Here is a 25,753-nt window from a genome sequence, read left to right as displayed (position 1 = left end):
TCCCTTGCGGCGTTTTTGGGAAGGTGTCACGACATGGCAGGGCGGCAAGTCATATGATCGTTCATATCCGAGAGCCCGGTCAGGTCCAACCAGCGCTAACACCCCTGAAAGCTGAGTTACATAGGCCCGTACTCGCTGGTGGTACGGAGAAGGCATTACGCCTCAACAACGTTGATCACGTAGGAAAACCATGAGCGAAAGCTTTGCTGAACTGTTTGAACAGTCTCTTAACGACATCAACATGGAGCCGGGCGCCATCGTCGCGGCCCAGGTTGTCGACATCGACGGTGACTGGGTTACCGTTAATGCTGGTCTGAAATCCGAAGGCCAAATCCCCGCGGCACAGTTCCGCGACGACAACGGTGAACTCACTATCGCCATCGGCGATGACGTTCACGTTGCACTGGAAGCCGTCGAAGACGGTTTCGGCGAAACGCGCCTGTCGCGTGAAAAAGCCAAGCGTGCTGAAGCCTGGAAGATTCTGGAAGCGGCCTTCGAGAAAGACGAAATCATCAAGGGCGTGATCAACGGTAAAGTTAAAGGCGGCTTCACTGTCGACGTTGACTCCATCCGTGCCTTCCTGCCGGGTTCACTGGTCGACGTTCGTCCGGTTCGCGATACTGCGCACCTGGAAAACAAGGAACTCGACTTCAAGGTCATCAAACTCGACCCGAAGCGTAACAACGTCGTTGTATCGCGTCGCGCCGTCCTCGAAGCTGAAAACAGCGCCGAGCGTGAAGCTTTGCTTGCCACGCTTCAGGAAGGCCAGCAGATCAAGGGTATCGTCAAGAACCTGACCGACTACGGCGCCTTCGTCGACCTCGGCGGCGTCGACGGCCTGCTGCACATCACCGACATGGCTTGGAAGCGCATCAAGCATCCGTCCGAAATCGTCGCCGTGGGCGATGAGATCAACGTCAAGGTGCTGAAATTCGACCGCGAGCGTAACCGCGTATCGCTGGGTCTCAAGCAACTGGGCGAAGATCCGTGGGTCAACATTAAGGCGCGTTACCCGGAAGGCACCAAGGTGCACGCCGTGGTGACCAACTTGACCGACTACGGCTGCTTTGCAGAGCTCGAAGAGGGTGTCGAAGGTCTGGTTCACGTCTCTGAAATGGACTGGACCAACAAGAACATCCATCCGTCCAAGGTCGTTCAAGTGGGCGACGATGTCGACGTCATGGTTCTGGACATCGACGAAGAGCGTCGTCGTATTTCCCTGGGTATCAAGCAGTGCACCGCTAACCCGTGGGAAACCTTCAACGCCGAGTACAACAAGGGCGACCGCGTTTCTGGCACCATCAAGTCGATCACCGATTTCGGTATCTTCATTGGCCTGGAAGGCGGCATCGACGGTCTGGTTCATCTGTCCGACATCTCCTGGACAGAGACTGGCGAAGAAGCGGTTCGTAACTTCAAGAAAGGCGATGAAGCCGAAGCCGTTATCCTGTCGATCGACCCGGAGCGCGAGCGCATCTCCCTGGGTATCAAGCAAATGGATTCCGATCCGGTGGCTGAATACCTCTCGGTCAACGACAAGGGCAGCATCGTGACTGGCCGCGTTGTCGAAGTCGATGCAAAAGAAGCGCACGTTGAGCTGGCAACCGATGTTGTTGCTATCCTCAAGGCGTCTGAAATCAGCGCTGACCGTGTCGAAGACGCGCGTAACGTGCTGAACGAAGGCGACAGCGTCGAAGCGCGTATCGTGAACGTCGATCGCAAGAGCCGTCAGATCAATCTGTCGATCAAAGCGAAAGAGCAGGACGATACTCGTCAGAACATGAAGAAACTGCGCGAGCAGGACTCCGAAACCGGCGGTGGCGGTGCTACCACGATCGGTGATCTGATCAAGCAGCAGATGGGTCAGGACTAATCGTTCCGGCTCTATCTCAAAAAACGCCACCTTCGGGTGGCGTTTTTTTTTGGCTGAGTTGAATCTTTTCCATGACGCACTCTTTACGACCACAAGTTGTTAAGTTTCAAGCGTTGATATAAAAAACGATTAGTATTTGTCCTTGAATGGACTAGACTATTGTCAATTAGTGAAATTGAAGTAATAATGTCGCCGCCTCGCGATAAGTAGACGGCTTTAAAAGACGTTTTGCTTTTCCAGCCATAGTTTATCAAGGAAGCCCCATGTCATTGCTGAATGAATACATGCAAAAAGAGCAGCAGTTAAAGCAGCTGCAGGAAGACCTTCAACGTCTGGAAGGCGATCAGCGACTTAAAAGTGAGCTGGAGTTTAAATCCAAACTCGAAGCGTTAATGAACGAGTTCGGTAAAAAACCGACCGATGTTATTGCCATGCTTGACCCGTCAAGCGACCAGCGAGGCAGCAGTGCTGCTTCCAAGGCTTCTGCTACCCCCAGCAATCGCCGTAAGCGCCGTTTGAAAGTGTACAAGAATCCGCACACTGGTGAAGTCATTGAAACCCGTGGCGGCAATCATAAAGGCCTGCGCAGCTGGAAAGACGAGTACGGTGATGAAACCGTAGAATCCTGGCTCGAGCAGCAGGATAGCTAAAACATGACCGGCGCCCTCGTTGGGGCGCCGGTTTTTTGTTTCTCGGGGTGGTAGCAGTGTTCATGAGCGGTAAACGTGTCTGGTAGTGTTAGGCATTCCTGCCGGCAACTCTGCCTTGTTTTAAGACACTGCGATATTCGAAGCCTTGCCTACGGAACTCAATCCGGAAAATGGCATCAAATTTTGACTTCATGGTTCAAGCGCTCACCGTTAGGGTGATTCGATTAATATCGTTCTTCCAGACTCGGATATATGCGCTATAGTAGTAGGCGCTCGTATTCGATGGGCAGGAGGGCGTCCCAGACCCGGGTATCTTTCGTAGTATTTGTCGACGAGTATTAACGAGCAACCTCCCGCCAAGATGAAGCGGCTACCTTCTGGCTTTTTTCACTGACGCTTTACGTGGATACAGAGCAGGATATGCTCTCACCGCGGTTTGAATATTTGTAGCTTTTGTCGTTTCAAGGCACCTGATTCCGGTTGACGCTGACGAGTTTTGCACACATGAAAATAGTGCCGTTAAAGTCAGCAATTAGTGCCAATAAAGAACGCTCTCTTTTCTTAAGTAAGGTGTGAATTCAAGTTCAATGAAATATCAAAAGGCCCATAAACAAGTGGATGAACGCGATAAACTGCGCAAGTTTCGCGAGCTCGACGACGCCTTCGCCGAAGCCTTGCGACAGCTTGAAAGTCCAGGCAATCGTTTTGATATCCCCACCGGCCCTCCCGTGCGCTCGCTCAAGGATCTGGAAGAGGAAGAGCATCAGACGCGCTTACAAGAGCGTGAGCGCCAATTCGAGGAGCGCTTGAAAGCGCTGTGCATCGAGTCAGGCTACCGCGATAAAAAAGCCCTGGCATTGATTGAAAGTCTGCTGGAATGCGGTCTTTGGTCCAGAGAAGATACGCCTGCGATCAGCGAACCTACCGTGGCAGCGCTCAGCGGTAGCGATAGATCCGAAGGCTAGGCAGAAACGGATCGCTCTCGAGCTTTTCATCACGACGCTTGGCGCGAGTTCGCTCGGTGGGCGCCTGGCTGTTAGGCGCCTTGATATGCGGCAAACGTGCCTCGACGTTTGGAACGATCAGCGGCATGGCAATATTATGCGCTCTTCGCGTGTGGCCATCTTCCAGCGGTTCGATAAAAAACAGATTGGCGCGCATGAGCGGAGCCTGGGCCTGCACCTGAGCCAGCGTTTCACTACTGGGGATCCCCGCGAGTTTTTGCAGCTGAATCCGAATATGAGGTGCGTCGGTATCGAGCTGCAAAAGCTTTTTTTCAGCATCCCGGACGCTGAGTTTTTTGATCGAGCGCCCGCTGGTGTACCAGGCAAGCCGAACCCTGGCCACCGGCGCCGGCGCGATCGGTACATGGCGCCAGCACTGCTTTAAATGAAGGCGCGCCATACCACTTTTACGCAGCATGTCGTCCACATGGGGGTGGCGTGCAGGCAGTCTACTCTTGGCCTCAGATAGCGCGTGAGGAGAGAGCGCCTTGATACGCCCAATCAGTTCGCCAATAGCATCTTTCTTCCGATTGACCTCTTCGACCGCTAGAAGGAGTGGTTCATCCGCCGCCACGACGGCGATGTAATTACGCGTTTCACGCCCGTCCTGACCTTCAACGTGCCACATATCCATCAGTGCCTGACGAAACCAGTGGGGCCCCTCGGCGTTCGTTTCGAGTCGCCAGCTAAGCGGCGGCTGAGCCTCGAAAAGCGACGCTGCGTGGTCGATCGCCGCCATTAGCTCATCGAAGCGCGCATCCAGCTCGAAGAAAAGATGATAGGCAGCAGGCGCCGGGCTAGTCATGGAAGAGTGCAGCCCCGGCGTAGAGCGCCGTATCGGCAAAGCCCCTCATGAGAGCGGCGCATCCTTGTCGGCCTGGGCGAGCAGCGTTTCGATATCCGCTTCATCCATGGCCGATTCGCCGCCGATACGATGCGACTCATCTGCCCAGGCGCCCAAATCCAGAAGTTGGCAGCGCTTACTGCAAAACGGTCGATAGGCGCTTTCCGGCGCCCAAGCCACTTTGGTAGCGCACTGAGGGCAGTCGACTTCGAACGGGGAATCGTTGGCAGGGGACATAAAACTCCTGAGTAAAAACGCTTTCGCGGTATCGGATTTAACTTCCTGTTGGAATATTTACGAACGCTTTGGTTCCTGCGGCGAGTTCGACTCGCTCATGTGGCGATAGCGCTGGTCAAGCGCCGCCACCTGCGCCTTGAGTCGCTCCGGGGCGCCATCGTTGTCCAGCACATCGTCGGCGCGCACCAAACGCTCTTCGCGCGAAAGCTGAGCGGCCAGTATGGCCTCGATTTGTGCGGCGCTAACGCCATCCCGTCGCAGGGTTCGCTCGCGCTGGGTATCCATACTAACATCGACGACCAGCGTTCGCGCGACCAGCGCCGCCTGGCCGGATTCGAACAGCAGCGGCGAGACGAGCAGCACGTAAGGGGAGTGGCGCTTCAGCACCTGCAAGCGTTCGACAATGCGTTGGCGGATGCGCGGATGGGTAACCGACTCGAGCCACGCGCGCTCGGACGGCTCGTTGAAGATACGCTCGCGAAGCGCGGCGCGATCGAGGCTGCCATCCGTTTTTAATAGGTGCCGGCCGAAATGATCGGCGATTTCTGAAAGCGCAGGCTCATCAGGCTCGACGATCTCTCGGGCAACGTCGTCGGCATCCACGTAGCCGATGCCAAGCGCTTGGAACGCTTTTGCCACCGTCGATTTGCCCGAGCCGATACCGCCCGTCAATCCAATGATCATATTATCGCGCCATTTACTTGAGTACGGATCAATAGCTTAGCGCGGCGTAGAGCGCGAACAGCTCATCACCGACCAAAAGACACACCCACCCGGCGAGCGCTAGAAACGGGCCAAAGGGAAGAGGCTTGCCGCGCAGAGTGGGCGAGAGCAGTTGGGCGAGCCCACCGACCACTGCGCCAAGCCCCGCTGAGAGCACTAGCAAAAGCGGCAAGAATGGCCAGCCAAGCCAGGCGCCCAGCGCCGCCAGCAATTTGAAGTCGCCATAGCCCATGCCTTCCTTACCGGTAACCAGCTTGAAGAGCCAGTAGAAGCTCCAGAGCGCTAGATAGCCCGCGATCGCCCCGATGACTGCCTGCGTGAGTATAAACGGCTGAAACAGCAGCTGATAAACCAACCCTAGCCATAGCAGCGGCAGGGTCAACGTATCCGGCAGTAAAAAAGTGCGAAAGTCGATCACGGCCAGCGCCAGCAGCGTCAAACAGGCCGCATATACCAACAGCGCTTGAGACTCAAAGCCATGAAGCGCGGCGACGGCCACCGCCAGGAGTCCACCGGCGAGCTCGACGAGCGGGTATTGCCCACTGATGCGCGTCTGGCAATGGGCGCAGCGGCCGCGGCGCTTGAGCCAGCCCAGAAGTGGCAGGTTGTCGTGCCAGGCGATGGGTGCTTCACAGCGCGGACACATCGAGGCGGGCACGGCGAGGTTGAAGCGCGGTGCGTGATCGACAGGAATTTCGAGGGCTTGCTGCGCCTCCTCACGCCAGCGTCGCATCAGCATAACGGGTAAACGCGTGATGACAACGTTCAAAAAGCTGCCAAAACAGAGGCCAGTGACGAAAACGAGCGGGTACAGAATGGCTGGCGATACGCCCATGGTGCTCCGAAGCGTGGTTGAATGGCGGTGTGTAGTTGAATGACCCTACGCGATTAAAGCGCGGTTCCTATTTCGAAAATGGGCAGATACATGGAGACGACGACGCCGCCGACCAGAAGCCCCAACACCACGATTATAACCGGTTCCATCAGCGAGGTGAGGGTATCGACCTTGTTTTCGACCTCCTCTTCGTAATAGTCGGCCACTCGATTGAGCATGGCATCCAGGGAACCGGCTTCTTCACCGATGTTCACCATCTGAACCGCCAGGGCGGGAAAGCGGTTGGTCAGGCGCATGGCAAAGTGAAGCTGCTGGCCGGTGGTCACATCCTGGCGTACTTCATTGATCGCCTTCATGTAAACGCGATTGTCCGCCGCGCCGGAGGCGGTTTCGAGGCCTTCGATCAGCGGCACGCCGGAACTGAACGTGGTCGCCAGCGTGCGCGTAAAGCGCGATACCGCGGATTTATGCAAAATGTCGCCCAGCACCGGCAGGCGCAACAGAAACTGATCGATCTTGTACGCGACCTTATCCGAGCGCCGCGCCGCCGCCTTGAGCAGCAGTATGGCGCCGACGATCAGCGCCAGTGTGGGCAGCCAAAACACCTGAGCGAGTTCGGAAAACTGAACGGTGAGCTGGGTCAGCATCGGAAGCTCCGCGCCGAAGCCCTGAAACATGCTTTCGAATTCCGGCACGACGACGACCAGCAGAATCATGGTCACGGCAAGGCCGATGGTGAGTACTGCGGCCGGATACCAGAGCGCCTTTTTCACCCGGCTTTTGAGCGAGGCGACTTTCTCCTTGTAAATCGCGATACGCTCGAGCATCTGATCCAGCGCGCCGGCCTGCTCCCCGGCATTGACCAGGTTCACGAACAACCGGTCGAACTGTTTGGGGTGGCGCGCCATGGCCTGGGAGAGGCTATCGCCGGAGGAGACATCACGCATGATCTGCTGGGTGAGATCGACCATGGCGGGCTTTTTCATGCTTTCGGAAATCGCCTGAAGCGCTTGGAGAATCGGAATGCCGGCGCGCATCATCGTGGCCATCTGGCGTGCGAACAGCATGATATCGACGCTGGCTACCTTGCCTCGGCCGCTAAAGCTGCTGCGTTTTTGAATCTTGAGAACGGTGATGCGCTGCTTGGCGAGCTGGTCGACGATTTCCTCCCGGCTGCGGCCGATCAGCTCGCCTTTCATGAGGCGATCCTTCGGCCCCTTGCCCTGCCATTTCCAGCGATGCAGGGGGGCAAGCTTCGTCCGCGCTTTTGCTTTGGCCATCACCGGGGCTACTCCTTGCTGATACGGTTGACTTCTTCAAGGCTCGTGCTGCCATCGAGTACGCGCGCAAGACAGCTTTGGTAAAGGCTCGGGTGGCCCTCCTTGCGCGCCAGCTCGTCGATTTCGAGTGCGTTGCCGTCACGCATGATCAGGTTGCGCATGGCATCGCTGATCGGCAGCACTTCATAAATACCGACCCGGCCCTTGTACCCCTGAGTGCACTGTTTACAGCCAACCGCTTTATAGATCGTCACGTTGGTCAGCTGCTCCTTGCTAAAGCCGGCTTTTAAAAGCGCTTCCTGAGGAATGTCCGCCGGCGCTTTGCAGCTCGGGCAAAGCCGGCGCGCAAGGCGCTGAGCAATAATCAGCGTGACCGAACTTGCGATGTTATAAGAGGCCACCCCCATGTTGGCCAGGCGCGTCAGGGTTTGCGCCGCCGAATTGGTGTGAACCGTGGAGAGCACCATGTGGCCGGTTTGCGCCGCCTTGACGGCGATCTCGGCGGTTTCGAGATCGCGAATCTCGCCGACCATGACCACGTCCGGATCCTGGCGCAAAAACGCCCGTAGGGCACTGGCAAAGTTGAGTCCGATTTTGGGCAGCACGTTGACCTGGTTGATGCCGGACACCTTGATCTCGACCGGATCCTCAGCGGTACAAATATTGCGCTCGATCTCATTGAGCATGTTGATGCCGGTATAAAGTGTCACGGTCTTGCCGCTGCCGGTTGGCCCGGTGACCAGAATCATGCCCTGAGGGCGCTTGAGCGCGTATTCGTACTCGCGCTGCTGTGTGGGGCTAAAGCCCAGCTGCTCGATGCCGAGTCGCACCGAGGAGGGGTCGAGTATCCGCAGCACCAGCTTTTCGCCATACACGGTGGGCAGTGAGTTGACGCGAAAGTCGATCGAGCGGGTGCGCGAGAGCTGAAGCTTGATCGCGCCGTCCTGGGGCAGGCGACGCTCGGAGATATCGAGTCGCGACATGATCTTCAGGCGTGCGGCGATTCGGTCGCGCATCGAAAAGGGCGGTTTAGCGACCTCGATGAGCATGCCGTCGATACGAAAGCGAACCCGGTACTGGGATTCGAACGGCTCGAAGTGAATATCCGACGCCCCGCGGCCGATGGCGTCCAGCAGCACCTTATTGACGAACTTCACGACCGGTGCGTCATCCTTGTTCGTCACCGAGGACTCGAGCGTAACCTCTTCATCCTCTTCCTGCTGCACGACATTGAGCTCGCCCACGGCGTCGTCCACGCCTTCCAACTCATCCAGCAGGCTGCGCTCGTTTTGCGAGACGTACTGCGCCAGGTTATTGCGTATCTGCTCGACCGGCGCCAGCACGCCCTCGACACTCAGGCTGGTCGCAAACTGAAGCTCGTCGAGCCGTGTGAGCGTGGCCGGGTAGGGGACTGCTACGGTCAGCCGGTGGCCGTGGCGTGCCAGCGGCAAAACGTTCAGCTTTTCGAGAATCTTGACCGGATAGTCGCTGGCCGGGGGAAGCGCGCTGATCTTGATCGCCTCCAGATCTACCACCGGCAAACCGTACTCCCAGGCCGCCGCGAGCGCTGCATCGACCGAGCCCACCAGCCCGCTTTGTACCACGTGTTCCAGAAAGGAGACTTCGAGCTCGGCAGACGTCGTATCGGCGACTTCGGCCTGCCCCTGGGTCATCACCTCATGAGCGACGAGCCGTTTCGCGATACCGCTAAGCGCGCGTGAAGCCAAGGGCTGATCGAAGGCGGATGAGGACATAGGGGCTCGCAGCGCAGGAGGTGCATGGGGAAAGCAGCTGACATCGGACGCTGCCACCTAAAAGCACTATACTGCACGAATGTGTTTGGTCAAAACGTCTGAATAGCGCTAAAAAAAGGCTTATAAAGCTAGTTGTCAGCTTGCAGGGGCTGAGCTAATGTGACAAGCCAAGCGGCTAAGCTATTTTAGCTCCATAATGCACAACGCAAGGGATCCAACGTATGCAAACCCCCACGACTTCTCAGCTACGCCGGTACTACCAAAGCGGTTTTACCTTGATCGAGCTTTTGATCGTCATCGCGATCATCGGTATTTTGGCGGCGATTGCGGTGCCGCAGTATGGTAATTATTTGGATCGGTCTGAGCGTAGTGCTTGTATTGCCGAATTGAATTCTTTTCGCTCTCTGGCAGTAGCATCGTCAGCTACTGGTGATACGGATTCTATAACCTTTGATTTTCAATCTTGTAACGTAAATGATTCAAGTGATCCAACATCTAATGAATTGATCGCTCTATTTCAACAGGTTGGAACAAGTAGCGACGGTGCAACCGCAGATTCTGCATTAGCTGAGACAGTTGTGACACAAAACCGCGGGCAAGAAGTTTATATTACTAACCGTGGTCAAATTACCGCCGATCAAGATTCTATTTAGATTCAAAAATACAATAAGCGGCCGTCTCCAGGCGGTCGTTTATTGATTTGATGCTGGATTTTTAATTAAATATTTAAACTTCCTGTAAATGATGTTAATTCATAATCAGTCCTCAGTTTCAAACTAAGCTAGAGTTCCATTCAAAGGGGCCTTGATATGAAAATCTTAAAGTTAAGCATCGCGTTGGTCACTTTACTGACATGGCGCGCGAGGCAACTCGCAAGGTCAGCATCAGGAGCACCACGAGCGCGGCAATTCGCATAGCAGCCATGAAGAGTCGCAATCCTACAGCGATTTACCGTGTTTCAACGACCAGGATATTCTGCGCATTCTTCGCCAATATGACGTTCGCGCTAACTCTTCCCTGCCCCCAGGTACGCAGAATCGTTTGGAGCAGGGTAAACCCTTGCCGCACGGGATCGCCAAACGCTTCGACGATTCCGTTTATCGTGAGCTTCCGCATTATTCCGGCTATGAGTGGCACTGCATAGGAGCCGATGTGGTGCTGATCGAAGTGGCTACTCAAGTAGTTGTAGATATAATTGTCACGCGCTGATTCGTTACGGTCATAACACTGCCATGAGGACGCCTTACCATAAAACGTTTAGCACAATGGTAAGGGAGTCAACATGGCGGTTACTTTAAAGTCACGTTTGGAAGAGGCGGGGCGCATCGCCGAAGAGACGGGGCGTATGGTCGTTAGAGCGCGAGAAGAGCAGAGTTTGAACCAGCGTTTAAAGAAAAAGAGTCGAGCTGATGACTGATGTCGATGTCGATGTGGCGATCAATATTTTTATCAGCGAAGAGCTCACCCGGTTTTCATCAGTTAGATGCAGTTTAATGATTAACTGAGATTTAAAGTTAATGTTGACGATGTAGCTGTAACAAAATATAAGAACCAAAATGCAGATGCATAACCTGTCAAAGTGATCATGCATTAGTTATTAATGGTGTAAGATGGTCTTTGTAATAACATGATGATAATTTGTTTTTTTAAAAAATAATAGTTACATCTAAGTTCATAATTCATCCTTAATTTCATACTAAGCTAAGGGTTCCATTCAAAAGGAGCCTTGATATGAAAATTTCTACATTAAGCATCGTGGTAGCCGCTTCCTTGACGTGGCACACCGTTGCGCTAGCCCAACCCGCCCACGCGCCAGCCCATGGCGCGCGAGGCAATTCGCAAGGCCATCACCAGGAACACCATCAGCGCGGCAATTCACACCGCGGCCATGACGAGTCGCACTCCTACAGCGACCTGCCGCGTTTCAACGACCAGGATATTCTGCGCATCCTTCGCCAGTACGATGTTCGCGCTGACTCCTCCCTGCCGCCGGGTATGCAAAACCGTTTGGAGCAGGGTAAACCCTTGCCGCCCGGGATCGCCAAACGCTTCGACGATTCCGTTTATCGTGAGCTTCCGCAGTATTCCGGCTATGAGTGGCGCCGCGTGGGGGCCGATGTGGTGCTGATCGAAGCGGCTACCCAAGTGGTCGTCGATATCATCACCAACGCGCTGGTTCGTTAATGTCATGACACCGCCATGAGGACTCCTTACCATAAAGCGTTTAGCACAACGGTAAGGGAGTCAGCATGGCGGTTACTTTGGAAGCACGTTTAGCCGAGGCGGTGCGCATTGCCGAAGAGGCAGGGCGCATGATCGTTAAAGCGCGAGAAGAGCAGTGCTTCGATCAGCGCTTGAAGGAAGGTATCGAACTGGTCACCGATGTGGACGTGGCGGTCGATACCTTTATCAGTCAGCAGCTCGACAAACACTTCCCCGGCGAGCTGCAGTTGAGTGAAGAGCTGAGTCCGGAGCAGGGGCTCGGTACGAAATCGCCGCTATGGGTCGTGGACCCCATCGACGGCACGGTCAACTTCGCCCAGGGACTTCGTCATGTAGCGGTCTCGATCGCGTGGCTCGAGGCGGGTGCGGGCAAGGTCGGCGTCGTGCACGCGCCGTTTCTCGATGAAACCTTTACCGCATGTGAGGGTGGCGGCGCATTCTGCAATGGCCAGCCGATCAAGCCAAGTAGCGCCACCGAGCTTCCATCCACGCTGGTAGGCACCGGCTTTCCCTATGAGCGCGCCGCACGCAAGGCGCTGATGCCACGTTTGGAAACGATTCTGACCCACTGCCAGGATATCCGCCGCAATGGCGCGGCCGCACTCGATATTTGCGACATCGCCTGCGGGCGCTTGGACGCGTATGTCGAAACGGTATCGCCCTGGGATTTCGCCGCGGGCTGGGTGATTGCCCGGGAAGCAGGGGCGACGGTGGGCCGGCTGGTCGAGGTACCTGAAGGTGTCTCAATCGATCTTTACCCAAAAGAGCTTCTGATCACCGCGCCCGGTGTTTTCCAATCGATGAAGTCGCTTTTACTCGATGCAATTTGAAAGCCTTGGCCAAGCATTTGATAAGAAAGCGTAAAAAGGCCTTTTCATTTGAAGCGCAAAACGCTAGTATACGCACCGTCCTGAGGCGTTAAGCCAATGGGCATCGGAGTGTGGCGCAGCTTGGTAGCGCGTTGCAATGGGGTTGCAAAGGTCGCAGGTTCGAATCCTGTCACTCCGACCAATACTAAAAACCGCCGCTTTGGTTTATCCCGAGCGGCGGTTTTTTTATGGCTGGTCAGTAGCGGTCATTGAGCTCATTTGGTCGGCCCTGCTGGCCACCAGGGCGCGCGTTTTGAGGGCGCTGAGCTTGATTGGGAGTGTTTCCGCGATGCTTGTCCCAGGCGTTTTTTACCTTCTGGCGATTGGCGGGCTTTCGCAGCCAGTTGAACACCGCCAGCATGATCCACTTTCTCATACAGCCTCCTTGATAAAGTAAGAGGGCATTGGTTGTCTAGCGTGCAGCGTTCGAGCTATAACGCCGCTCGATTGGAGCGGCAATGCAAGGCACTTACTCCTGCTGGGCGCGGTGGTCGGCGAGTGCGGTGGTTACGGCTTCTTCCCACTGGCCCGCGTTGATACCCCAATGCTCCATTTCAGCTTCGTCCGGCGCGCCTTCGGCCGCCTTTTCGAGCTCTTCCGGGGAGTGGGCTTCGAAGCAGTGTTTGGCGAACGCCTTGGTCGGGCCTTCCTGAAGCTGGTTGATCATTTCCATGTGAGTATCCTTTCCTTGGGAGTACATAAAGCGCGATGTCGCGTGTACTCAGTATAGTGTTTCGTTCGGCATTTGCGTCAAACGTTGCACGTCTGATTCAAAGAAACGTATCGGAGATGATTTTTACCGCGATGGCGGCTAGCAGCAGCACGATGAGATTGTCGAACCACACGTAGGGCAATCGCTTGCCAAGTGCGGTGCCAAGCGGCATGCCCAGTGCAATGACGCCAAAGGCAGCCGCGCTGTAAAGCGTAAGCTCCACGTTTAAAAGCCCCGCAGCCAGCAGCGCGGGAATCTGCGCGACGGTGATCGCGCAGAAAAAAACCGAGATCGAGCCGATAAATACGCGCCGTTCGAGCTGCATGGCGTTCAAGAACGTGATCGAGGCGGGGGCCGACATGCCCGCCGCGCCCTGAAGTACGCCGCCGACCAGACCCACCGGTAAAACGAGCCGCTGCGCCCAGGCCATCGAAAGCGCCATTTTGCGCCGCAGCAGTTTGATTATCAGGTAAAGCACGATCGCCCCCGCGACGCCAAGCGACAGGGTATCGTGAGACAGCGCGACGAGCCCCCAGGTGCCGACCACGATGCCAGCACACCCGGCGATCGAGAAGGTGGCCAGAAAGCGCCAGGGCAGCAGATGTCGGCGGTACTGCCACACCTGAAGCGCGTTGCTGCAAAGATTGGAGACCACCAGTAGCGCAATCGCCACCCGCACGTTGTAGAGCATGGTGAAGATCGGCACCACGATCACCGGCACGCCGGAGCCAATCGCTCCCTTGACGACGCCGGCGGCAAGTAGGGTCAAAAACGCAACGATCACGCCTTCATCTCTGGATGAGTCGGTAAAAGCTCACTTCTTGAGCACGTAGCAGGGCGTATAGGGCTGGCCGTCGAGCTTCATGCGCCCCTGGGCGACGAAGGAGCTCAAGAGCTCGTCCAGGCGCGTCATCAGTTCCGGCTCGGCGGAGAGCTCGAAGGGCCCATACGCCTTGATCGCGCGAATGCCCGGCTCTTTTACGTTGCCGGCGACGATACCGGAAAACGCCCGGCGCAGGTTGGCGGCAAGCTCGTGAGTCGGCTGATGGCGGTGAAGCGCGAGGCTTTTCATCGCTTCGTGGGTCGGCTCGAAGGTCGCCTGGAACTCACGGGCGATGTTGAGGCGCCAGTTGTAGTAGAACGCGTCCTGGTGCTCGCGGCGAAAGTGCGTAACCGTGTCGATGCCTTCGCGCATGCGCCGTGCGACCGCCACCGCGTCGCCGGTAATGATGGTGTAGTAGCGGCGAATCTCCTCACCCAGGGTGTAGACCAGAAACTCGTCGATCTTCTCGAAGTAGGCAGCGGAATCCGCGGGGCCGGTGAAGATGAGGGGGAAGGGCATGGTGGCGTTGTTGGGGTGGAGCAAAATGCCGAGCAGATACAAAATCTCCTCGGCAGTACCCACTCCGCCGGGGAACACGATGATGCCGTGGCCCAGGCGCACGAAGGCCTCGAGGCGTTTTTCGATGTCCGGCATTACCACCAGCTCGTTGACGATCGGGTTCGGCGCTTCGGCGGCGATGATGCCCGGCTCGGAAATCCCGAGATAGCGCCCGCCCTTGCGCCGCTGCTTGGCGTGGGCCACGTTGGCGCCTTTCATCGGGCCCTTCATGGCGCCCGGGCCGCAGCCGGTGCAGATGTCCATTTCGCGCAGGCCCAGCTGATAGCCCACGTCCTTGGAGTAGTCGTACTCCTGGCGTGAGATCGAGTGGCCGCCCCAGCACACCACCAGGCTCGGGTCGAGGCCGGGCTTTAACGTGCCCGCCTTGCGCAGAATATGAAACACCGCGTTGGTCGTACCTTCACCGGTGGTCAGATCGAAGCGATTGTGCTGCTGGATCTCGTTATAGACGTAAACGATATCGCGAAGAATCGACGAGAGATGCTCGCGAATACCGCGGATCATGTGGCCGTCGACGAAGGCTTCCGCCGGGGCGTTGGTCAGTTTCAAGCGAATACCACGATCCTGCTGGAGCACCTCAATGTCGAAATCCTTGTAGGCTTCGAGAATCGCGAGGCTGTCATCGGAGGGGTTGCCGCAGTTGAGCACCGCTAGCGCGCAGCGGCGCAAAAGGTCGTGCAGACCGGTTTGCGAGGTGCTCTGCAGCCGGTTGACCTCCTGCTGCGAGAGTACTTCGAGGCTGCCCTCCGGCGAGATGATGCTGGAGATGGTCGGGCGAGGTGACAGAACTTCATTCATGCGTGAGACGGTCTCTATGTAATTGATCGCGGTTGATTTCCATACTATCACGCAAGCATCGGGGCTGGCGCAAGGCCGCCTTCACTTGCCGGTTATGCTAACCTTACGCGTTTGGGTGGCCGGGTTGCGTCACCTGACGACTCTTTTGCCATGGCGCTTCTCATGTTCAATGCCCACTACTTTCGAACGTTCATCACTTTGGTGGAAACCGGCAGCTTCACGCGCACCGCAAAGCGCCTGGAAATGACCCAGCCGGGTGTCAGTCAGCACATTCGAAAGCTCGAAGGGTATCTGGATAAAACGCTGATCGAGCGCAAGGGCAAGAGCTTCACGCTGACCGAGTCCGGGCGTCGCGCCTACGACTACGCGCTCAAGCTCTTTGCCGAGCACGAGCAGTTTCGACACGCCCTGGATGATGATTTAATCGATAGCGGCGAGTGCCGTATTGCATCACCCGGAAGCGTAGGACTCATGCTCTACCCGTTCATTCTGGGGCAGCAGCAGATGCACCCCAACCTGACGGTGAGCTACAGCTTCGCCTTCAACCACGAGATCGTCGGGGATGTGATCAATGGGCGCTACGATATCGGTATCGCCACCGAACAGGTCAAAAGTGCGGAACTCTCCTGCACCGTTTGGCATACCGAGCCGCTTTGCCTGGTCGTGCCGGCGGACTTCGCTGGCTCTACGCTTGCCGAGTTGATGGGCCTGGGCTTCATCAACTACTACGACGGCATCAACCACGCCAACCACCTGCTGCGCGCCAACTATCCCGACGAATTTCGCTCGATGAGCCACTTCCGCCATCAAGGATTTACCAATGAGGTGAGCATGGTGCTCGACGCCGTGGCCCGGGGCCTGGGGTTTACCGTGGTGTCGCGGCTGGTGCTCGAAACCTCGCCCTGGCAGCGCCAGGTACGGGCGCTTTCGCTTCCGGTCGGTGTCGACGAGGTGCTCTACGTACTGACACGGCGCGACGCCACCCCGCCCAAGCGTTATCAAAAGCTGCTCGACGGCTTCAAGGCGCAGCGGCTTCAGGAAACCGCTCAGTAACGCAGGCATAAGTAACGAAAGCGTTGGCAACGAAACGCATAAGTATCGAAACGTATAAAAAAGCCCCGCCGCGATGCGCGCGGCGGGGCTTGTCGTGCCAAAAGACGAGGGGGCTATTCGCTTCGGTAGTCGTCGATGCTCGGACAGGAGCAGATCAACTGCCGGTCGCCAAGCACGTTATCGACCCGGTTGACCGCGGGCCAGTACTTCGCCGCCATGACCGCCTCCGAGGGGAACGCGCCGAGTGCCCGATCGTAGGGACGATCCCATTCGGCATCGACCAGATCGCGCTGGGTGTGCGGGGCATTGACCAGCGGATTGTTCTCGAGCGGCCACTCGCCGTTTTCGACACGCTTGATCTCGCCTCGAATGCTGATCATGGCGTCGCAGAAACGGTCGATCTCGTAAAGCGACTCCGACTCGGTCGGCTCGATCATCAGCGTACCCGGCACGGGGAAGGACATGGTCGGGGCGTGGAAGCCGTAGTCCATCAGGCGCTTTGCGATATCCTCCTCGCTGATGCCGGAGCTCTGCTTGAGCGGGCGAATATCGATGATGCACTCGTGAGCCACGGTGCCGTTTTGGCCGCGATAGAGAATCGGGTAGCTCTCTTCGAGGCGCTTGGCGATGTAGTTGGCGTTGAGGATCGCCAGTTCGGTCGCCTCGCGCAGTCCGCGCGCGCCCATCATCTTGATGTAAGCCCAGGAGATCGGCAGGATCGAGGCGCTGCCGAAGGCCGCCGCGGCCACCGCGCCGCCTTCGGTTTTTACACCGCTGATCGGCGTGACCACGTGATTGGCAACAAAGGGTGCCAGGTGCGCTTTTACCCCGATCGGTCCCATGCCCGGACCGCCGCCGCCGTGGGGAATACAGAAGGTCTTGTGCAGGTTCAGGTGCGAAACGTCGCCGCCGAAGTCGCCAGGCCGGGTTAGACCGACCTGAGCGTTCATGTTGGCGCCATCGACATACACCTGGCCGCCGTTGGCGTGCACCACCTCACACACCTTACGCACGTGGGATTCGAACACGCCGTGGGTCGACGGGTAGGTGATCATCACCGCGGAGAGGCGATCCTTGTGCTGCTCAGCCTTTTGGGTCAGGTCATCAAGGTCGATGTTGCCCTGCTTGTCACACTCGACCACGACCACTTCCATGCTCACCATGGCCGCGGACGCCGGGTTGGTGCCGTGGGCGGAGCTCGGGATCAGGCAGACGTTGCGGTGGCCCTCGCCCTGGGCGGCCTGGTAGCGGCGAATGGCCAAAAGCCCCGCGTACTCGCCCTGAGCGCCGGAGTTGGGCTGCATCGACACGTGGTCATAGCCGGTAATCTCGACCAGAAACGCTGCCAGCTCATCGATCATCTGATGATAGCCGGCCACCTGGTCGCGCGGCGCGAAGGGGTGCAGTTTGGCAAACGCCGGCCAGGAGATCGGAATCATCTCGCTGGTCGCGTTGAGCTTCATGGTGCATGAGCCCAGCGGAATCATGGCGTGGGCCAGCGACAGATCCTTGTTCTCCAGGCGCTTCAGGTAGCGCAGCATTTCGGTTTCGCTGCGGTAACGCTTGAACGTCGGGTGAGTCAGAAAATCGCTTTCACGGCGATAGGCGGCCGGAATGCCCGAGCGCTCTTCATTCATCACCTGCTCTTCGAGCGGCGGCAGCGACAGACCGTGCTCATCGCCCAGCAGCACATCGAACAGCGTGCTCACGTCGTGGGCGGTGGTGGTTTCGTCGAGGCTCACGCCGATGTCGCCGCCTTCGAAATAGTGCAGGTTGATATCGACGGTCATCGCGCGGCCGTGAATCTTGCCCGCATCCACGCCGGTCAGGCGTAGCGTGTCGAACCAGCTGTCGCTTGTAAGTGTTACGCCGGCCTGCTCGAGGCCCAACGCCAGCAGGGTGGTCAGGCGGTGAACCCGGGCGGCGATCTTTTTGAGCCCTTCGGCGCCGTGGTACGTGGCGTAGAAGCCGGCGATGTTGGCCAACAGCGCCTGGGCGGTACAGATATTGGAGGTCGCTTTCTCACGGCGGATGTGCTGCTCGCGGGTTTGCATCGCCATGCGCAGCGCGGTATGGCCGCGACTGTCCTGGGACACACCGATGATCCGCCCGGGAATCGAGCGCTTGAGTTTGTCGGAGGTGGCAAAAAACGCCGCGTGGGGGCCACCAAAGCCCATCGGCACGCCAAAGCGCTGGGAGTTGCCGATAACGATGTCGGCCCCCATCGCGCCGGGCTCCTTGAGCAGTACCAGGCTCAAAAGATCCGTCGCCACGCAGCTCATCACGCCGCGCTCTTTGGCGGTGGTCAACAGCGTTTCGAGCGCAGTGATGGCGCCGCTGGCGTTGGGGTATTGAAACAGCGCGCCGAAGACGTCGTGCTCGGCAAGCGATTCTGCCGGGGCGATGATCAGCTCGAAGCCGAAGCACTCGGCGCGGGTGCGTACCACGTCGACGGTTTGTGGGAAGACGTCGTCGGCAACGAAGAAGGCGTTGGACTTGCTCTTCTTGTTGGCGCGTTTGCAAAGCGCCATGGCCTCTGCCGCCGCGGTCGCTTCGTCCAGCAGCGAGGCGTTGGCAAGCTCCATGCCGGTCAAATTCATCACCACCTGCTGGAAGTTCAAAAGCCCTTCCAAACGGCCCTGGGAGATTTCCGGCTGGTAGGGCGTGTAGGCGGTGTACCAGCCCGGATTTTCCAGCACGTTACGCTGAATCACCGCCGGCAGATGGGTGTTGTAATACCCCTGGCCGATGTAGCTTTTGGCAACCCGGTTCTGGCGCGCCAGCTGGGCAAGATAGCCCAGCGCCTCGGCTTCGCCCTGGGGGTCGTCGAGTGCGAGCTCGCGGCCCAGGCGAATGTCATCGGGCACGGTGCGCTGAATCAGCTCCTCTAAGCCTTCGATGCCCAGCGCTTGGAGCATCGCGCTAACGTCGCGCTCTCCCGGGCCGTTGTGGCGTTTGATGAAGGCATCGTGGTCGGCCAGTTCGGCCAGGCGGCGTGTTTCAAAGGGCATGAGAAAATTCCGGACGTGATGGAAAAACCGTGCAGGGTAAAACGCAGGCGCCTGCCAGGGCAGGCGCTTCAAGATCACTCGTCGGCGAGTGTGGCCTGGTAGGCATCGGCGTCGAGCAGGCCGTCAAGGCCGGTATCGTCGAGACGCACTTTCATGATCCAGCCGCCTTCGTAGGGCGCTTCGTTGACGGTTTCCGGCGCATCGTCGAGCGCTTCGTTGACTTCGACCACTTCGCCGTTGACCGGCGCGTAGAGATCCGAGGCCGCCTTGACCGACTCGATGACGCCGAACTCGTCGCCCTTGCTCAGGGTTTGGCCAACGTCCGGAAGCTCGACGAACACCACGTCGCCCAGCGCCTTTTGAGCGTGATCGGTAATGCCCACGGTAACGGTACCGTCTTCGTTATCGAGCACCCATTCGTGGCTTTTGGCGTAGCGAAGGTTGGAAGGCAAGTTGCTCATGTCGTTTCCCTATTGAACGGTTGTCTGAACCACCATGGTAGCGCCTGGCCGGGGGCTTGGCGAGCCTCTCGCCGGGCGTCGATGATGGACGCTATGGTACCGTGTTTCTGATAGGAAACAAATTTCCATAGCGCGATCGGGTATAAGAAAATAGCCTTGTGAAAGCGCCCGATCATTTGTAGCAGTGCGTGAAATCAATCGCTTGGCGAGGTTTTGCGAGCTAAAACGCGTAAAGCGCATGGCGGGCGATAGGGGTAATGGTGTAAAACGGGGAAATCGAGCGCCGAATGGGGACGGGTCCTGGGCCTGGTCGCGCTCGGCGTTCAGTCAACGCTTTGCCACCGTATAGAGCAGGGCGAGCCGAACATAAAAATCAGCCATAACAAAAAGCATCCAGCGGATGCTTCAAGGGATAAGGAGTAATGTCGTGGAGACTTTAACCAGTCTGGTAGGCGCCGTGAACGGCGTCGTATGGGGGCCTTTGATGCTCATCCTGTTGCTCGGGGTGGGGATCTATCTTCAGGTGGGCTTGAAGTTGATGCCGGTGCGCAAGCTCGGCACGGGCTTCAAGCTGTTGTGGCAGGGGCGCGACCCGAAACGGGTGAAGGGCGTCGAGCATAAAACCGACGACGGCGAGATTTCGCCGTTCAACGCGCTGATGACCGCGCTTTCCGCCACCGTCGGTACGGGGAATATCGCCGGTGTGGCCACGGCGATTGCCCTGGGTGGGCCGGGGGCGGTGTTCTGGATGTGGATCACTGCGCTGGTTGGCATGGCGACCAAGTTCGCCGAGGCAGTGCTCGCCGTGCGCTATCGTGAAACCGATAGCAACGGCCACCACGTGGGCGGGCCGATGTTCTACATCAAGAACGGCCTGGGCCGAAAGTGGCTGTGGCTCGGCGTACTGTTCGCCTTTTTCGGCGCGGTCGCTGCCTTCGGCATCGGCAATACCGTTCAGGCCAACTCCGTGGCCGATGCCATGGATGCGACCTTTGGCGTGCCGCACTGGCTGACCGGCGTCGTGATCATGGTACTCACCGGCGCGGTGATTCTGGGCGGTATCAAGCGGATCGCCAACGTGGCGGGCAAGCTGGTACCGATCATGGGCATCGCCTACGTGCTGGCAGGGCTTGCGGTTCTGGTGGTCAACGCCGACCAGCTCGGTGAAGCGTTCGGGCTGATCTTCTACTACGCCTTCAACCCGGCGGCGGCCGCTGGCGGCTTCGCCGGTGCGGCGGTCATGGCGGCGATTCGTTTCGGTGTGGCGCGCGGTATCTTCTCCAACGAAGCGGGTCTTGGCAGCGCGCCGATCGCTCACGCCGCGGCGCAAACCAAAAATCCGGTGCGCCAGGGTCTGATCGCGATGCTGGGCACCTTCATCGACACGCTTGTCGTGTGCACCATTACCGCGCTGGTCATTCTGACCTCCACGGTTTGGCTCGAAGGTGAGGAGGGCGCCTCGCTGACCGCGCTCTCCTTCGATGCGGCGCTGCCCGGCTGGGGCAATCAGATCGTGGCCGTCGCGCTTGCGATCTTCGCCTTTACCACCATCCTGGGCTGGTCGTTCTATGGCGAGAAGTGCTTTCAGTTTCTGTTCGGCACGCGCTCGATCATGCTTTACCGCGTGCTGTTCGTGCTGGCGCTGCCGCTGGGTGCCATGGCTCAGCTGGGGTTCATCTGGCTGATGGCGGATACGTTCAACGCGCTGATGGCGATTCCCAACCTGATCGCGCTGGCGCTACTGTCGCCGGTGGTGTTCAAGCTTGCGCGCGACTACTTCGCCGGCAAGGACGTGCTCCCCGGCGAAGCGCTGGATCACGACAAGTAAGCATGAGCGCAACACGTTGACTCGAGCCGGGGGCGAATCACGCTTCCCGGCTCTTTTGATGTCGATGAAAAGATATCGAAGATCAGATATTGAGGAACGAGCATGACCGAACTCAAGAAAACCCCGCTACACGCGCTGCACGAGTCGCTGGGCGCCAAAATGGTGCCCTTCGCCGGCTATGAGATGCCGGTGCAGTACCCGCTCGGCGTCAAGAAAGAGCACGAACATACCCGCCGACAATGCGGGCTGTTCGATGTTTCCCACATGGGCCAGATCGCGGTGTCCGGCCCGGACGTTGCAAAGGCGCTTGAATCGCTGGTTCCCGCCGACCTCGTGGGCCTGTCGAAAGATCATCAGCGCTACGGGCTGTTCATCGGCACCGAGGGCGGCATCATCGACGATCTGATGCTGGTCAACGCCGGTGATCATTTCTACCTAGTGGTGAACGCGGCGTGCAAGGATCAGGATCTGGCGCACCTGCGCGCCACGTTGGGCAACACCCACGATATCGAGGTGTTGGAGCGCGGCCTTCTGGCACTGCAGGGCCCGGAGGCTGTTAACGTCATGCAGCGTCTCTGCCCGGATGCGTGCGCGCTGACCTTCATGCAGCATGGGCGTTTCAACGTGGCCGGCTTTGACGTGTGGGTCAGCCGCAGTGGCTATACCGGTGAGGATGGCTTCGAGATCTCGGTAGCCGAGCCGGACTGTGAGCCGTTCGCTAAAGCACTCTTGAGCGAGCCGGAGGTGGAAATGATCGGCCTGGGCGCGCGGGACTCGTTGCGCCTGGAAGCTGGGCTCTGCCTTTACGGTCACGATATGGACATGCAGACCACGCCCATCGAGGCCGGCCTGATCTGGGCGATCGGCAAGCCCCGCCGCCACGGCGGCGAACGCGCAGGCGGCTTTCCTGGCGCCGACGTGGTGCTTCACCAGATCGATGCGAAGGATCATACGCGCAAGCGGGTGGGTCTGGTCGCCGATGGCCGGGCACCGGTACGCGAAGGCGCGCGCCTAGTCGATGAGCAGGGTGACGAGGTTGGGGTGGTCACGTCCGGCGGTTTTGGGCCAAGCGTTGGCAAGCCGATCGCCATGGGGTACGTGGCCCGCGAATTCGAAGCGGTGGAGACGGTGGTCTACGCCGAAGTGCGTGGAAAGAGGCTGCCGATGACCGTGGTTAAAACGCCGTTCGTTGCTCCGGGGTACTATCGCGGCTAGGCCTACGTCCTGACCGAGAAGCCCCGGCGATGGCCGGGGCTTTTTTGTAGCTGTCCGTAACGCGTTGGGGCGCTAGCGAAGCACCTGGCGCGGATCGATCGGCTGGCCACCCAGGCGCAAATCAAACAGCAGGTCATAACGCTGGGTGGCGTTACTCTGACCGACTTCGCAAAGCGGCTCGCCGGCGCTGACGTTCTGGCCGGTGCTGACCAGGATGTTGTCACACAGCGCGTAGACGCTTTGCAGGTTATCGGCGTGATGCACGATCACGACTTCACCCAGCTGGCGCATACCATCGGCGAAACGCACTTCACCCGGAGCGACCGCTTGGGCCCGCGCGCCCGCTTGAGTCGCCAGCAGCATCGGTTGAAGCGTGCCTCGGCTGTCGGTGCCGAAGCGGCGCACGATGCGGTAATCCTCCAGCGGCCAAGGCCAGTTGCGCGCCGACGACGGGACGCTGGCGCTCGGCGTGGGGGCCGGGCGGCTGGCGCTACTCGAGGCGTTGGAGGAGGCTGCTCGTGCGGCGGATGCGCCACTCAGCGGTACGCTAATGACCTGGCCCACACGCAGCGCGGTGGGTGAGGTGCCCGAGTTGGCACTTTGAATGCGCCCCGCCGTGGTGTTGAAGTGGCGCGCGACTTTGGAAAACGTATCGCCCGGGCGGATCTGGTAGCGATAGGGCCCGCCGGACGGGGCGCGCTCCTGTTGAGTAGGAATCAAAAGGCGTTGCCCCACCGCCAGGCCTCTGGCATTGACCCCGGGGTTAAACCGCTCCAGGCGCTCCAGCGGTACGCCCGCGCGGTTGGCAAGCTCACCCAGTGTATCGCCGCGGCGTACCTCGACCCACTGACCGTTAATGGCGCTGGCGCTGCTACCCACGCTAACCCGCTGACCCGACGAGGGTGACGAGCCCGCGCACCCGCCAAGAACGCCGGCCAGCAGGCAAACACCAATCCAAAGCGTTAGGCGTGATCGCTGAGCGTTTCCAGCAGCGCGTCTTTTTCCTGCCAGAGTGAGTTGATCCATGCGTGGAAACGTTCCTTGTGCTGCGGTTGTTGATGATAGCTTGCGGTGTGCATCCAGTCGGGGATCTCGAGTTTGCGGGCCACCAGCGTGATGGGCGCTTCCTGACCACAAAGAAAACCCCAGAAGGTTGGCGATGGGTTGGCGTAGCTGATGGTGACATCGATAACGCCGTCGAGTTGGTCGCCAAGGAGCCCGAGCACCTGGGCGACGCCGCCGGCCTTGGGCCGCAGTAAATGTCGATACGGGCTCTGCTGAGCGTCGCGTTTGGCCACGCTAAAACGGGTGCCTTCGACGAAATTGTAGATCGAAATTGGCGCGTGGCGCGCCTGGCGGCACACGCGCTCGGTCGACTCCCGGTCAATGGTAGCGAGCTTTGGATTTTTGGCAATCTGCTCGCGGCTAAAACGGCGCATGAAGGGAAACTCCAGCGCCCAGAAGGCCAGACCGACGATGGGAATCCAGATCAACCGGTGTTTGAGAAAAAACCGCGGCATGGGAATGCGCCGATGCATCGCCATGAACAGGATGAAAATATCGGTCCAACTGCGATGATTGGAAATCACCAGAAGCCACTGCTCAGGGCTTAGCGAGTCGGGAACGTCCAGGGAGACGTTGGGCTTGAGCCAGCGCTTCATCCACCAAAGGTTGAGCCCGATCCAGTTCAGCGCCACCGCGCAGAGCCGGTCGAGCAGCCACTGACGAGCACGCCGCCCCGGTACCACGACCTTGAGAAAGGTGAGTACGAGAAGCGGCACGCCCCAGAAAAGCGTGGTAAGCGTCATTAGCACTATGCTAACGACTCCCTTGATGACCGGCATACTCACCCTCCTTAAGTGCCCCGCGCCCTTTTATTGACTCTTGGTAAGCCGCTTTGCCCGTGACCGCGCTGGCACGCCCGGCGGCCCGGTTGGAACGCATTGTCCGGCGGCCCCCGCCGGCTTTTGGCTAAATCCTAAAGGATCAAGGCGTTACTTCCCAGTAAATCCGGTGCTCGGCGACTGCCAGCGGGCTTCAAAAAGAGGAGCGGCGGTGTCGATCAGCACCGTGCGAAGCGCCTGGGCGGCTATGGAGAGCTCCTGATGCGTGAGCATGCCCACCTGGCACTCGATCAACCCCTCAGTGAGCGCTACACAGCGCGCGCCCAGCGCGTGCATCTGGGGAATGCACATCGACGGAACCGCGCTCACCCCGAGCCCTCGGGCGACCATACTTCCCACGGTCGAAAGCTGGTGGCTCTCGAAGGCGATGGAGAGCTCAAATCCCTGGCGCGCCAAGCCATCCTCGAGCAGGCGGCGCACCCGTGACGGGCGCTGCAGCGTGATCATGTCCTCTTGCAAGAGCCGCTGCCAGTCAAGTGGTCGACGGCCAAGCGGGCTTTCGGGTGGGACAACGGCGACGAAGTGGTCCTCGAAAAGCGGCGTGAAGGTCAAGCTGCCCAGTCCTTCCGGGGCGAACAGGATGCCGACCTCGACCTGACGGGCACGCACCATGGCCATGACGTCCTCATTGATGACATCGTGTACCGTGACGTTGATTTTCGGGTGGCGCTGGCGAAAGCTCGCCAGCGCCTCGGGCAGTAGGCCACAGGCAAAGGAGGGCATGGCCGCCACGCTGAGCCGACCCAGCTGCAGCGTGAAGCGTTCGCGCAGACGCTCCTCGGTGTTTTCCCACTGCGCCAATAAGTGCTTGGCCAGTGGCAGAAGCGATTCACCTTCCGGGGTCAGGCGAACGTGGCGGGTGCTGCGGATCAGAAGTTTGCCTCCGAGCGACTCCTCCAGACCCTTGATCGCCAGAGAGAGCGCCGGCTGTGAAAGGTGCAACCGCTCGCAGGCCTGGGTAAAGCTCAGGGTTTGAGCGACGGCCAGAAACGCACGAAGCTGCTTGACGGTCATGGCGACTCTTCATAAGTTGTTTAAATCAATTCATAAGAAAAACAAACTTAACAAATATATCGC

General features: G+C 58.6%; 25 protein-coding genes, 1 tRNA gene and 1 pseudogene. 12 read left to right on the top strand and 15 right to left on the bottom strand.

Translation table 11 applies throughout. The annotated features are described in order from the left end of the window. Window positions 1-190: 190 nt before the first annotated feature. The 3 genes from rpsA to RN346_RS08430 all read left to right on the top strand — a co-directional run bounded on the left by rpsA (window position 191) and on the right by RN346_RS08430 (window position 3,488). Window positions 191-1,873 (top strand): 30S ribosomal protein S1, encoded by a 1,683-nt coding sequence (gene rpsA, locus RN346_RS08440; protein WP_252108694.1) that lies wholly within the window; start codon window positions 191-193, stop codon window positions 1,871-1,873. Window positions 1,874-2,136: 263 nt separating this feature from the next. After that, window positions 2,137-2,523 carry a histone-like nucleoid-structuring protein, MvaT/MvaU family gene (locus tag RN346_RS08435; RefSeq protein WP_311962677.1) on the top strand — a complete coding sequence of 129 codons (387 nt, stop codon included), beginning with the start codon at window positions 2,137-2,139 and terminating at the stop codon, window positions 2,521-2,523. A gap of 614 nt (window positions 2,524-3,137) precedes the next feature. Continuing rightward, window positions 3,138-3,488, top strand: coding sequence for a hypothetical protein (locus RN346_RS08430; RefSeq protein ID WP_311960807.1), 351 nt, complete (start codon window positions 3,138-3,140; stop codon window positions 3,486-3,488). Here the strand turns inward: RN346_RS08430 and RN346_RS08425 are convergent. The 6 genes from RN346_RS08425 to pilB are packed head-to-tail and all read right to left on the bottom strand — an operon-like array spanning window position 3,460 to window position 9,200. Further along, window positions 3,460-4,332: a DNA replication terminus site-binding protein gene (locus RN346_RS08425; RefSeq protein ID WP_311960806.1), complete on the bottom strand. Its 873-nt coding sequence runs from the start codon at window positions 4,330-4,332 to the stop codon at window positions 3,460-3,462. The two genes, RN346_RS08430 and RN346_RS08425, sit on opposite strands and share 29 nt — an antisense overlap. Window positions 4,333-4,377: 45 nt before the next feature. Then, window positions 4,378-4,608 carry a DNA gyrase inhibitor YacG gene (gene yacG, locus RN346_RS08420; RefSeq protein WP_263587236.1) on the bottom strand — a complete coding sequence of 77 codons (231 nt, stop codon included), beginning with the start codon at window positions 4,606-4,608 and terminating at the stop codon, window positions 4,378-4,380. 57 nt (window positions 4,609-4,665) lie between these two features. Next, window positions 4,666-5,292: a dephospho-CoA kinase gene (gene coaE / locus RN346_RS08415; RefSeq protein WP_311962676.1), complete on the bottom strand. Its 627-nt coding sequence runs from the start codon at window positions 5,290-5,292 to the stop codon at window positions 4,666-4,668. A 28-nt stretch (window positions 5,293-5,320) separates the two neighbouring features. Next, a complete protein-coding gene (locus tag RN346_RS08410) occupies window positions 5,321-6,166 on the bottom strand; it encodes an A24 family peptidase (RefSeq protein WP_311962675.1) in 846 nt (281 codons plus the stop codon). Window positions 6,167-6,219: 53 nt separating this feature from the next. Next, window positions 6,220-7,446 (bottom strand): type II secretion system F family protein, encoded by a 1,227-nt coding sequence (locus tag RN346_RS08405; RefSeq protein WP_263587239.1) that lies wholly within the window; start codon window positions 7,444-7,446, stop codon window positions 6,220-6,222. 8 nt (window positions 7,447-7,454) lie between these two features. Beyond that, the gene (gene pilB, locus RN346_RS08400; RefSeq protein WP_311962674.1) at window positions 7,455-9,200 is read right to left on the bottom strand and encodes a type IV-A pilus assembly ATPase PilB; all 1,746 of its coding nucleotides are present in this window, start codon (window positions 9,198-9,200) and stop codon (window positions 7,455-7,457) included. A 221-nt stretch (window positions 9,201-9,421) separates the two neighbouring features. On the opposite strand from pilB, the gene RN346_RS08395 reads away from it, so the two are divergent. The 6 genes and pseudogenes from RN346_RS08395 to RN346_RS08370 all read left to right on the top strand — a co-directional run bounded on the left by RN346_RS08395 (window position 9,422) and on the right by RN346_RS08370 (window position 12,434). After that, window positions 9,422-9,853, top strand: coding sequence for a prepilin-type N-terminal cleavage/methylation domain-containing protein (locus RN346_RS08395; protein ID WP_311962673.1), 432 nt, complete (start codon window positions 9,422-9,424; stop codon window positions 9,851-9,853). Window positions 9,854-10,127: 274 nt separating this feature from the next. After that, window positions 10,128-10,409: pseudogene (locus tag RN346_RS08390) on the top strand (anti-virulence regulator CigR family protein); the annotation flags it as partial. Window positions 10,410-10,482: 73 nt separating this feature from the next. Beyond that, window positions 10,483-10,617, top strand: a complete 135-nt coding sequence (locus RN346_RS08385; protein ID WP_311960801.1) for a hypothetical protein — start codon at window positions 10,483-10,485, stop codon at window positions 10,615-10,617. A gap of 314 nt (window positions 10,618-10,931) precedes the next feature. Then, entirely contained in the window at window positions 10,932-11,384 is a 453-nt protein-coding gene (locus tag RN346_RS08380) for an anti-virulence regulator CigR family protein (protein ID WP_311962672.1), read from the top strand. A 65-nt stretch (window positions 11,385-11,449) separates the two neighbouring features. After that, on the top strand, window positions 11,450-12,253 hold the full coding sequence (locus RN346_RS08375) for an inositol monophosphatase family protein (RefSeq protein WP_311962671.1): 804 nt from the start codon (window positions 11,450-11,452) through the stop codon (window positions 12,251-12,253). 104 nt (window positions 12,254-12,357) lie between these two features. Next, window positions 12,358-12,434, top strand: a tRNA-Pro gene (locus RN346_RS08370). Window positions 12,435-12,488: 54 nt separating this feature from the next. Here RN346_RS08370 and RN346_RS08365 read toward each other — a convergent pair. The 4 genes from RN346_RS08365 to ppnN form a co-directional block, all read right to left on the bottom strand. Then, on the bottom strand, window positions 12,489-12,668 hold the full coding sequence (locus RN346_RS08365; RefSeq protein WP_263587243.1) for a hypothetical protein: 180 nt from the start codon (window positions 12,666-12,668) through the stop codon (window positions 12,489-12,491). Between the two features lie 93 nt (window positions 12,669-12,761). Continuing rightward, window positions 12,762-12,965, bottom strand: coding sequence for a hypothetical protein (locus RN346_RS08360; protein WP_263587244.1), 204 nt, complete (start codon window positions 12,963-12,965; stop codon window positions 12,762-12,764). Window positions 12,966-13,062: 97 nt separating this feature from the next. After that, the gene (locus RN346_RS08355) at window positions 13,063-13,788 is read right to left on the bottom strand and encodes a sulfite exporter TauE/SafE family protein (RefSeq protein ID WP_311962670.1); all 726 of its coding nucleotides are present in this window, start codon (window positions 13,786-13,788) and stop codon (window positions 13,063-13,065) included. A gap of 30 nt (window positions 13,789-13,818) precedes the next feature. Beyond that, window positions 13,819-15,204 (bottom strand): nucleotide 5'-monophosphate nucleosidase PpnN, encoded by a 1,386-nt coding sequence (gene ppnN / locus RN346_RS08350; protein ID WP_311960797.1) that lies wholly within the window; start codon window positions 15,202-15,204, stop codon window positions 13,819-13,821. A 162-nt stretch (window positions 15,205-15,366) separates the two neighbouring features. On the opposite strand from ppnN, the gene RN346_RS08345 reads away from it, so the two are divergent. Continuing rightward, entirely contained in the window at window positions 15,367-16,257 is an 891-nt protein-coding gene (locus RN346_RS08345; RefSeq protein ID WP_263587312.1) for a LysR family transcriptional regulator, read from the top strand. 113 nt (window positions 16,258-16,370) lie between these two features. On the opposite strand, the gene gcvP is transcribed toward RN346_RS08345, so the two are convergent. Both gcvP and gcvH read right to left on the bottom strand, forming a co-directional pair. After that, window positions 16,371-19,268, bottom strand: coding sequence for an aminomethyl-transferring glycine dehydrogenase (gene gcvP, locus RN346_RS08340; RefSeq protein WP_311962669.1), 2,898 nt, complete (start codon window positions 19,266-19,268; stop codon window positions 16,371-16,373). Window positions 19,269-19,342: 74 nt separating this feature from the next. After that, window positions 19,343-19,729 (bottom strand): glycine cleavage system protein GcvH, encoded by a 387-nt coding sequence (gcvH, locus tag RN346_RS08335; protein ID WP_263587247.1) that lies wholly within the window; start codon window positions 19,727-19,729, stop codon window positions 19,343-19,345. Between the two features lie 427 nt (window positions 19,730-20,156). On the opposite strand from gcvH, the gene RN346_RS08330 reads away from it, so the two are divergent. Further along, window positions 20,157-21,557 carry a sodium:alanine symporter family protein gene (locus RN346_RS08330; RefSeq protein WP_311960795.1) on the top strand — a complete coding sequence of 467 codons (1,401 nt, stop codon included), beginning with the start codon at window positions 20,157-20,159 and terminating at the stop codon, window positions 21,555-21,557. A gap of 102 nt (window positions 21,558-21,659) precedes the next feature. Then, a complete protein-coding gene (gene gcvT / locus RN346_RS08325) occupies window positions 21,660-22,772 on the top strand; it encodes a glycine cleavage system aminomethyltransferase GcvT (protein ID WP_311962668.1) in 1,113 nt (370 codons plus the stop codon). 72 nt (window positions 22,773-22,844) lie between these two features. On the opposite strand, the gene RN346_RS08320 is transcribed toward gcvT, so the two are convergent. The 3 genes from RN346_RS08320 to RN346_RS08310 all read right to left on the bottom strand — a co-directional run bounded on the left by RN346_RS08320 (window position 22,845) and on the right by RN346_RS08310 (window position 25,690). Then, window positions 22,845-23,651 (bottom strand): LysM peptidoglycan-binding domain-containing protein, encoded by an 807-nt coding sequence (locus RN346_RS08320; RefSeq protein WP_311962667.1) that lies wholly within the window; start codon window positions 23,649-23,651, stop codon window positions 22,845-22,847. 83 nt (window positions 23,652-23,734) lie between these two features. Then, complete coding sequence (locus RN346_RS08315; RefSeq protein WP_311962666.1) at window positions 23,735-24,616, bottom strand: acyltransferase; 882 nt, start codon at window positions 24,614-24,616, stop codon at window positions 23,735-23,737. A 150-nt stretch (window positions 24,617-24,766) separates the two neighbouring features. Beyond that, window positions 24,767-25,690, bottom strand: a complete 924-nt coding sequence (locus RN346_RS08310; protein WP_311962665.1) for a LysR family transcriptional regulator — start codon at window positions 25,688-25,690, stop codon at window positions 24,767-24,769. Window positions 25,691-25,753 lie beyond the last annotated feature (63 nt).

It is taken from the genome of Halomonas sp. PAMB 3232, assembly GCF_031954225.1.
Taxonomy (GTDB): domain Bacteria; phylum Pseudomonadota; class Gammaproteobacteria; order Pseudomonadales; family Halomonadaceae; genus Vreelandella.
Note: the sequence above shows the minus strand (reverse complement) of the source record. Positions and strands in the feature narration are given on the sequence as shown.

Excerpts from the sequence above, each read along its gene's own strand:
- rpsA (WP_252108694.1), top strand. The coding sequence starts at position 191 with ATGAGCGAAAGCTTTGCTGAACTGTTTGAACAGTCTCTTAACGACATC.
- RN346_RS08410 (WP_311962675.1), bottom strand. The coding sequence starts at position 6,166 with ATGGGCGTATCGCCAGCCATTCTGTACCCGCTCGTTTTCGTCACTGGC.
- RN346_RS08360 (WP_263587244.1), bottom strand. The coding sequence starts at position 12,965 with ATGGAAATGATCAACCAGCTTCAGGAAGGCCCGACCAAGGCGTTCGCC.
- RN346_RS08315 (WP_311962666.1), bottom strand. The coding sequence starts at position 24,616 with ATGCCGGTCATCAAGGGAGTCGTTAGCATAGTGCTAATGACGCTTACC.
- ppnN (WP_311960797.1), bottom strand. The coding sequence starts at position 15,204 with ATGAATGAAGTTCTGTCACCTCGCCCGACCATCTCCAGCATCATCTCG.
- RN346_RS08385 (WP_311960801.1), top strand. The coding sequence starts at position 10,483 with ATGGCGGTTACTTTAAAGTCACGTTTGGAAGAGGCGGGGCGCATCGCC.
- RN346_RS08425 (WP_311960806.1), bottom strand. The coding sequence starts at position 4,332 with ATGACTAGCCCGGCGCCTGCTGCCTATCATCTTTTCTTCGAGCTGGAT.
- gcvT (WP_311962668.1), top strand. The coding sequence starts at position 21,660 with ATGACCGAACTCAAGAAAACCCCGCTACACGCGCTGCACGAGTCGCTG.
- RN346_RS08345 (WP_263587312.1), top strand. The coding sequence starts at position 15,367 with ATGTTCAATGCCCACTACTTTCGAACGTTCATCACTTTGGTGGAAACC.
- gcvH (WP_263587247.1), bottom strand. The coding sequence starts at position 19,729 with ATGAGCAACTTGCCTTCCAACCTTCGCTACGCCAAAAGCCACGAATGG.
- gcvP (WP_311962669.1), bottom strand. The coding sequence starts at position 19,268 with ATGCCCTTTGAAACACGCCGCCTGGCCGAACTGGCCGACCACGATGCC.
- pilB (WP_311962674.1), bottom strand. The coding sequence starts at position 9,200 with ATGTCCTCATCCGCCTTCGATCAGCCCTTGGCTTCACGCGCGCTTAGC.
- RN346_RS08310 (WP_311962665.1), bottom strand. The coding sequence starts at position 25,690 with ATGACCGTCAAGCAGCTTCGTGCGTTTCTGGCCGTCGCTCAAACCCTG.
- yacG (WP_263587236.1), bottom strand. The coding sequence starts at position 4,608 with ATGTCCCCTGCCAACGATTCCCCGTTCGAAGTCGACTGCCCTCAGTGC.
- RN346_RS08395 (WP_311962673.1), top strand. The coding sequence starts at position 9,422 with ATGCAAACCCCCACGACTTCTCAGCTACGCCGGTACTACCAAAGCGGT.
- RN346_RS08435 (WP_311962677.1), top strand. The coding sequence starts at position 2,137 with ATGTCATTGCTGAATGAATACATGCAAAAAGAGCAGCAGTTAAAGCAG.
- RN346_RS08365 (WP_263587243.1), bottom strand. The coding sequence starts at position 12,668 with ATGAGAAAGTGGATCATGCTGGCGGTGTTCAACTGGCTGCGAAAGCCC.
- coaE (WP_311962676.1), bottom strand. The coding sequence starts at position 5,292 with ATGATCATTGGATTGACGGGCGGTATCGGCTCGGGCAAATCGACGGTG.
- RN346_RS08405 (WP_263587239.1), bottom strand. The coding sequence starts at position 7,446 with ATGGCCAAAGCAAAAGCGCGGACGAAGCTTGCCCCCCTGCATCGCTGG.
- RN346_RS08380 (WP_311962672.1), top strand. The coding sequence starts at position 10,932 with ATGAAAATTTCTACATTAAGCATCGTGGTAGCCGCTTCCTTGACGTGG.
- RN346_RS08375 (WP_311962671.1), top strand. The coding sequence starts at position 11,450 with ATGGCGGTTACTTTGGAAGCACGTTTAGCCGAGGCGGTGCGCATTGCC.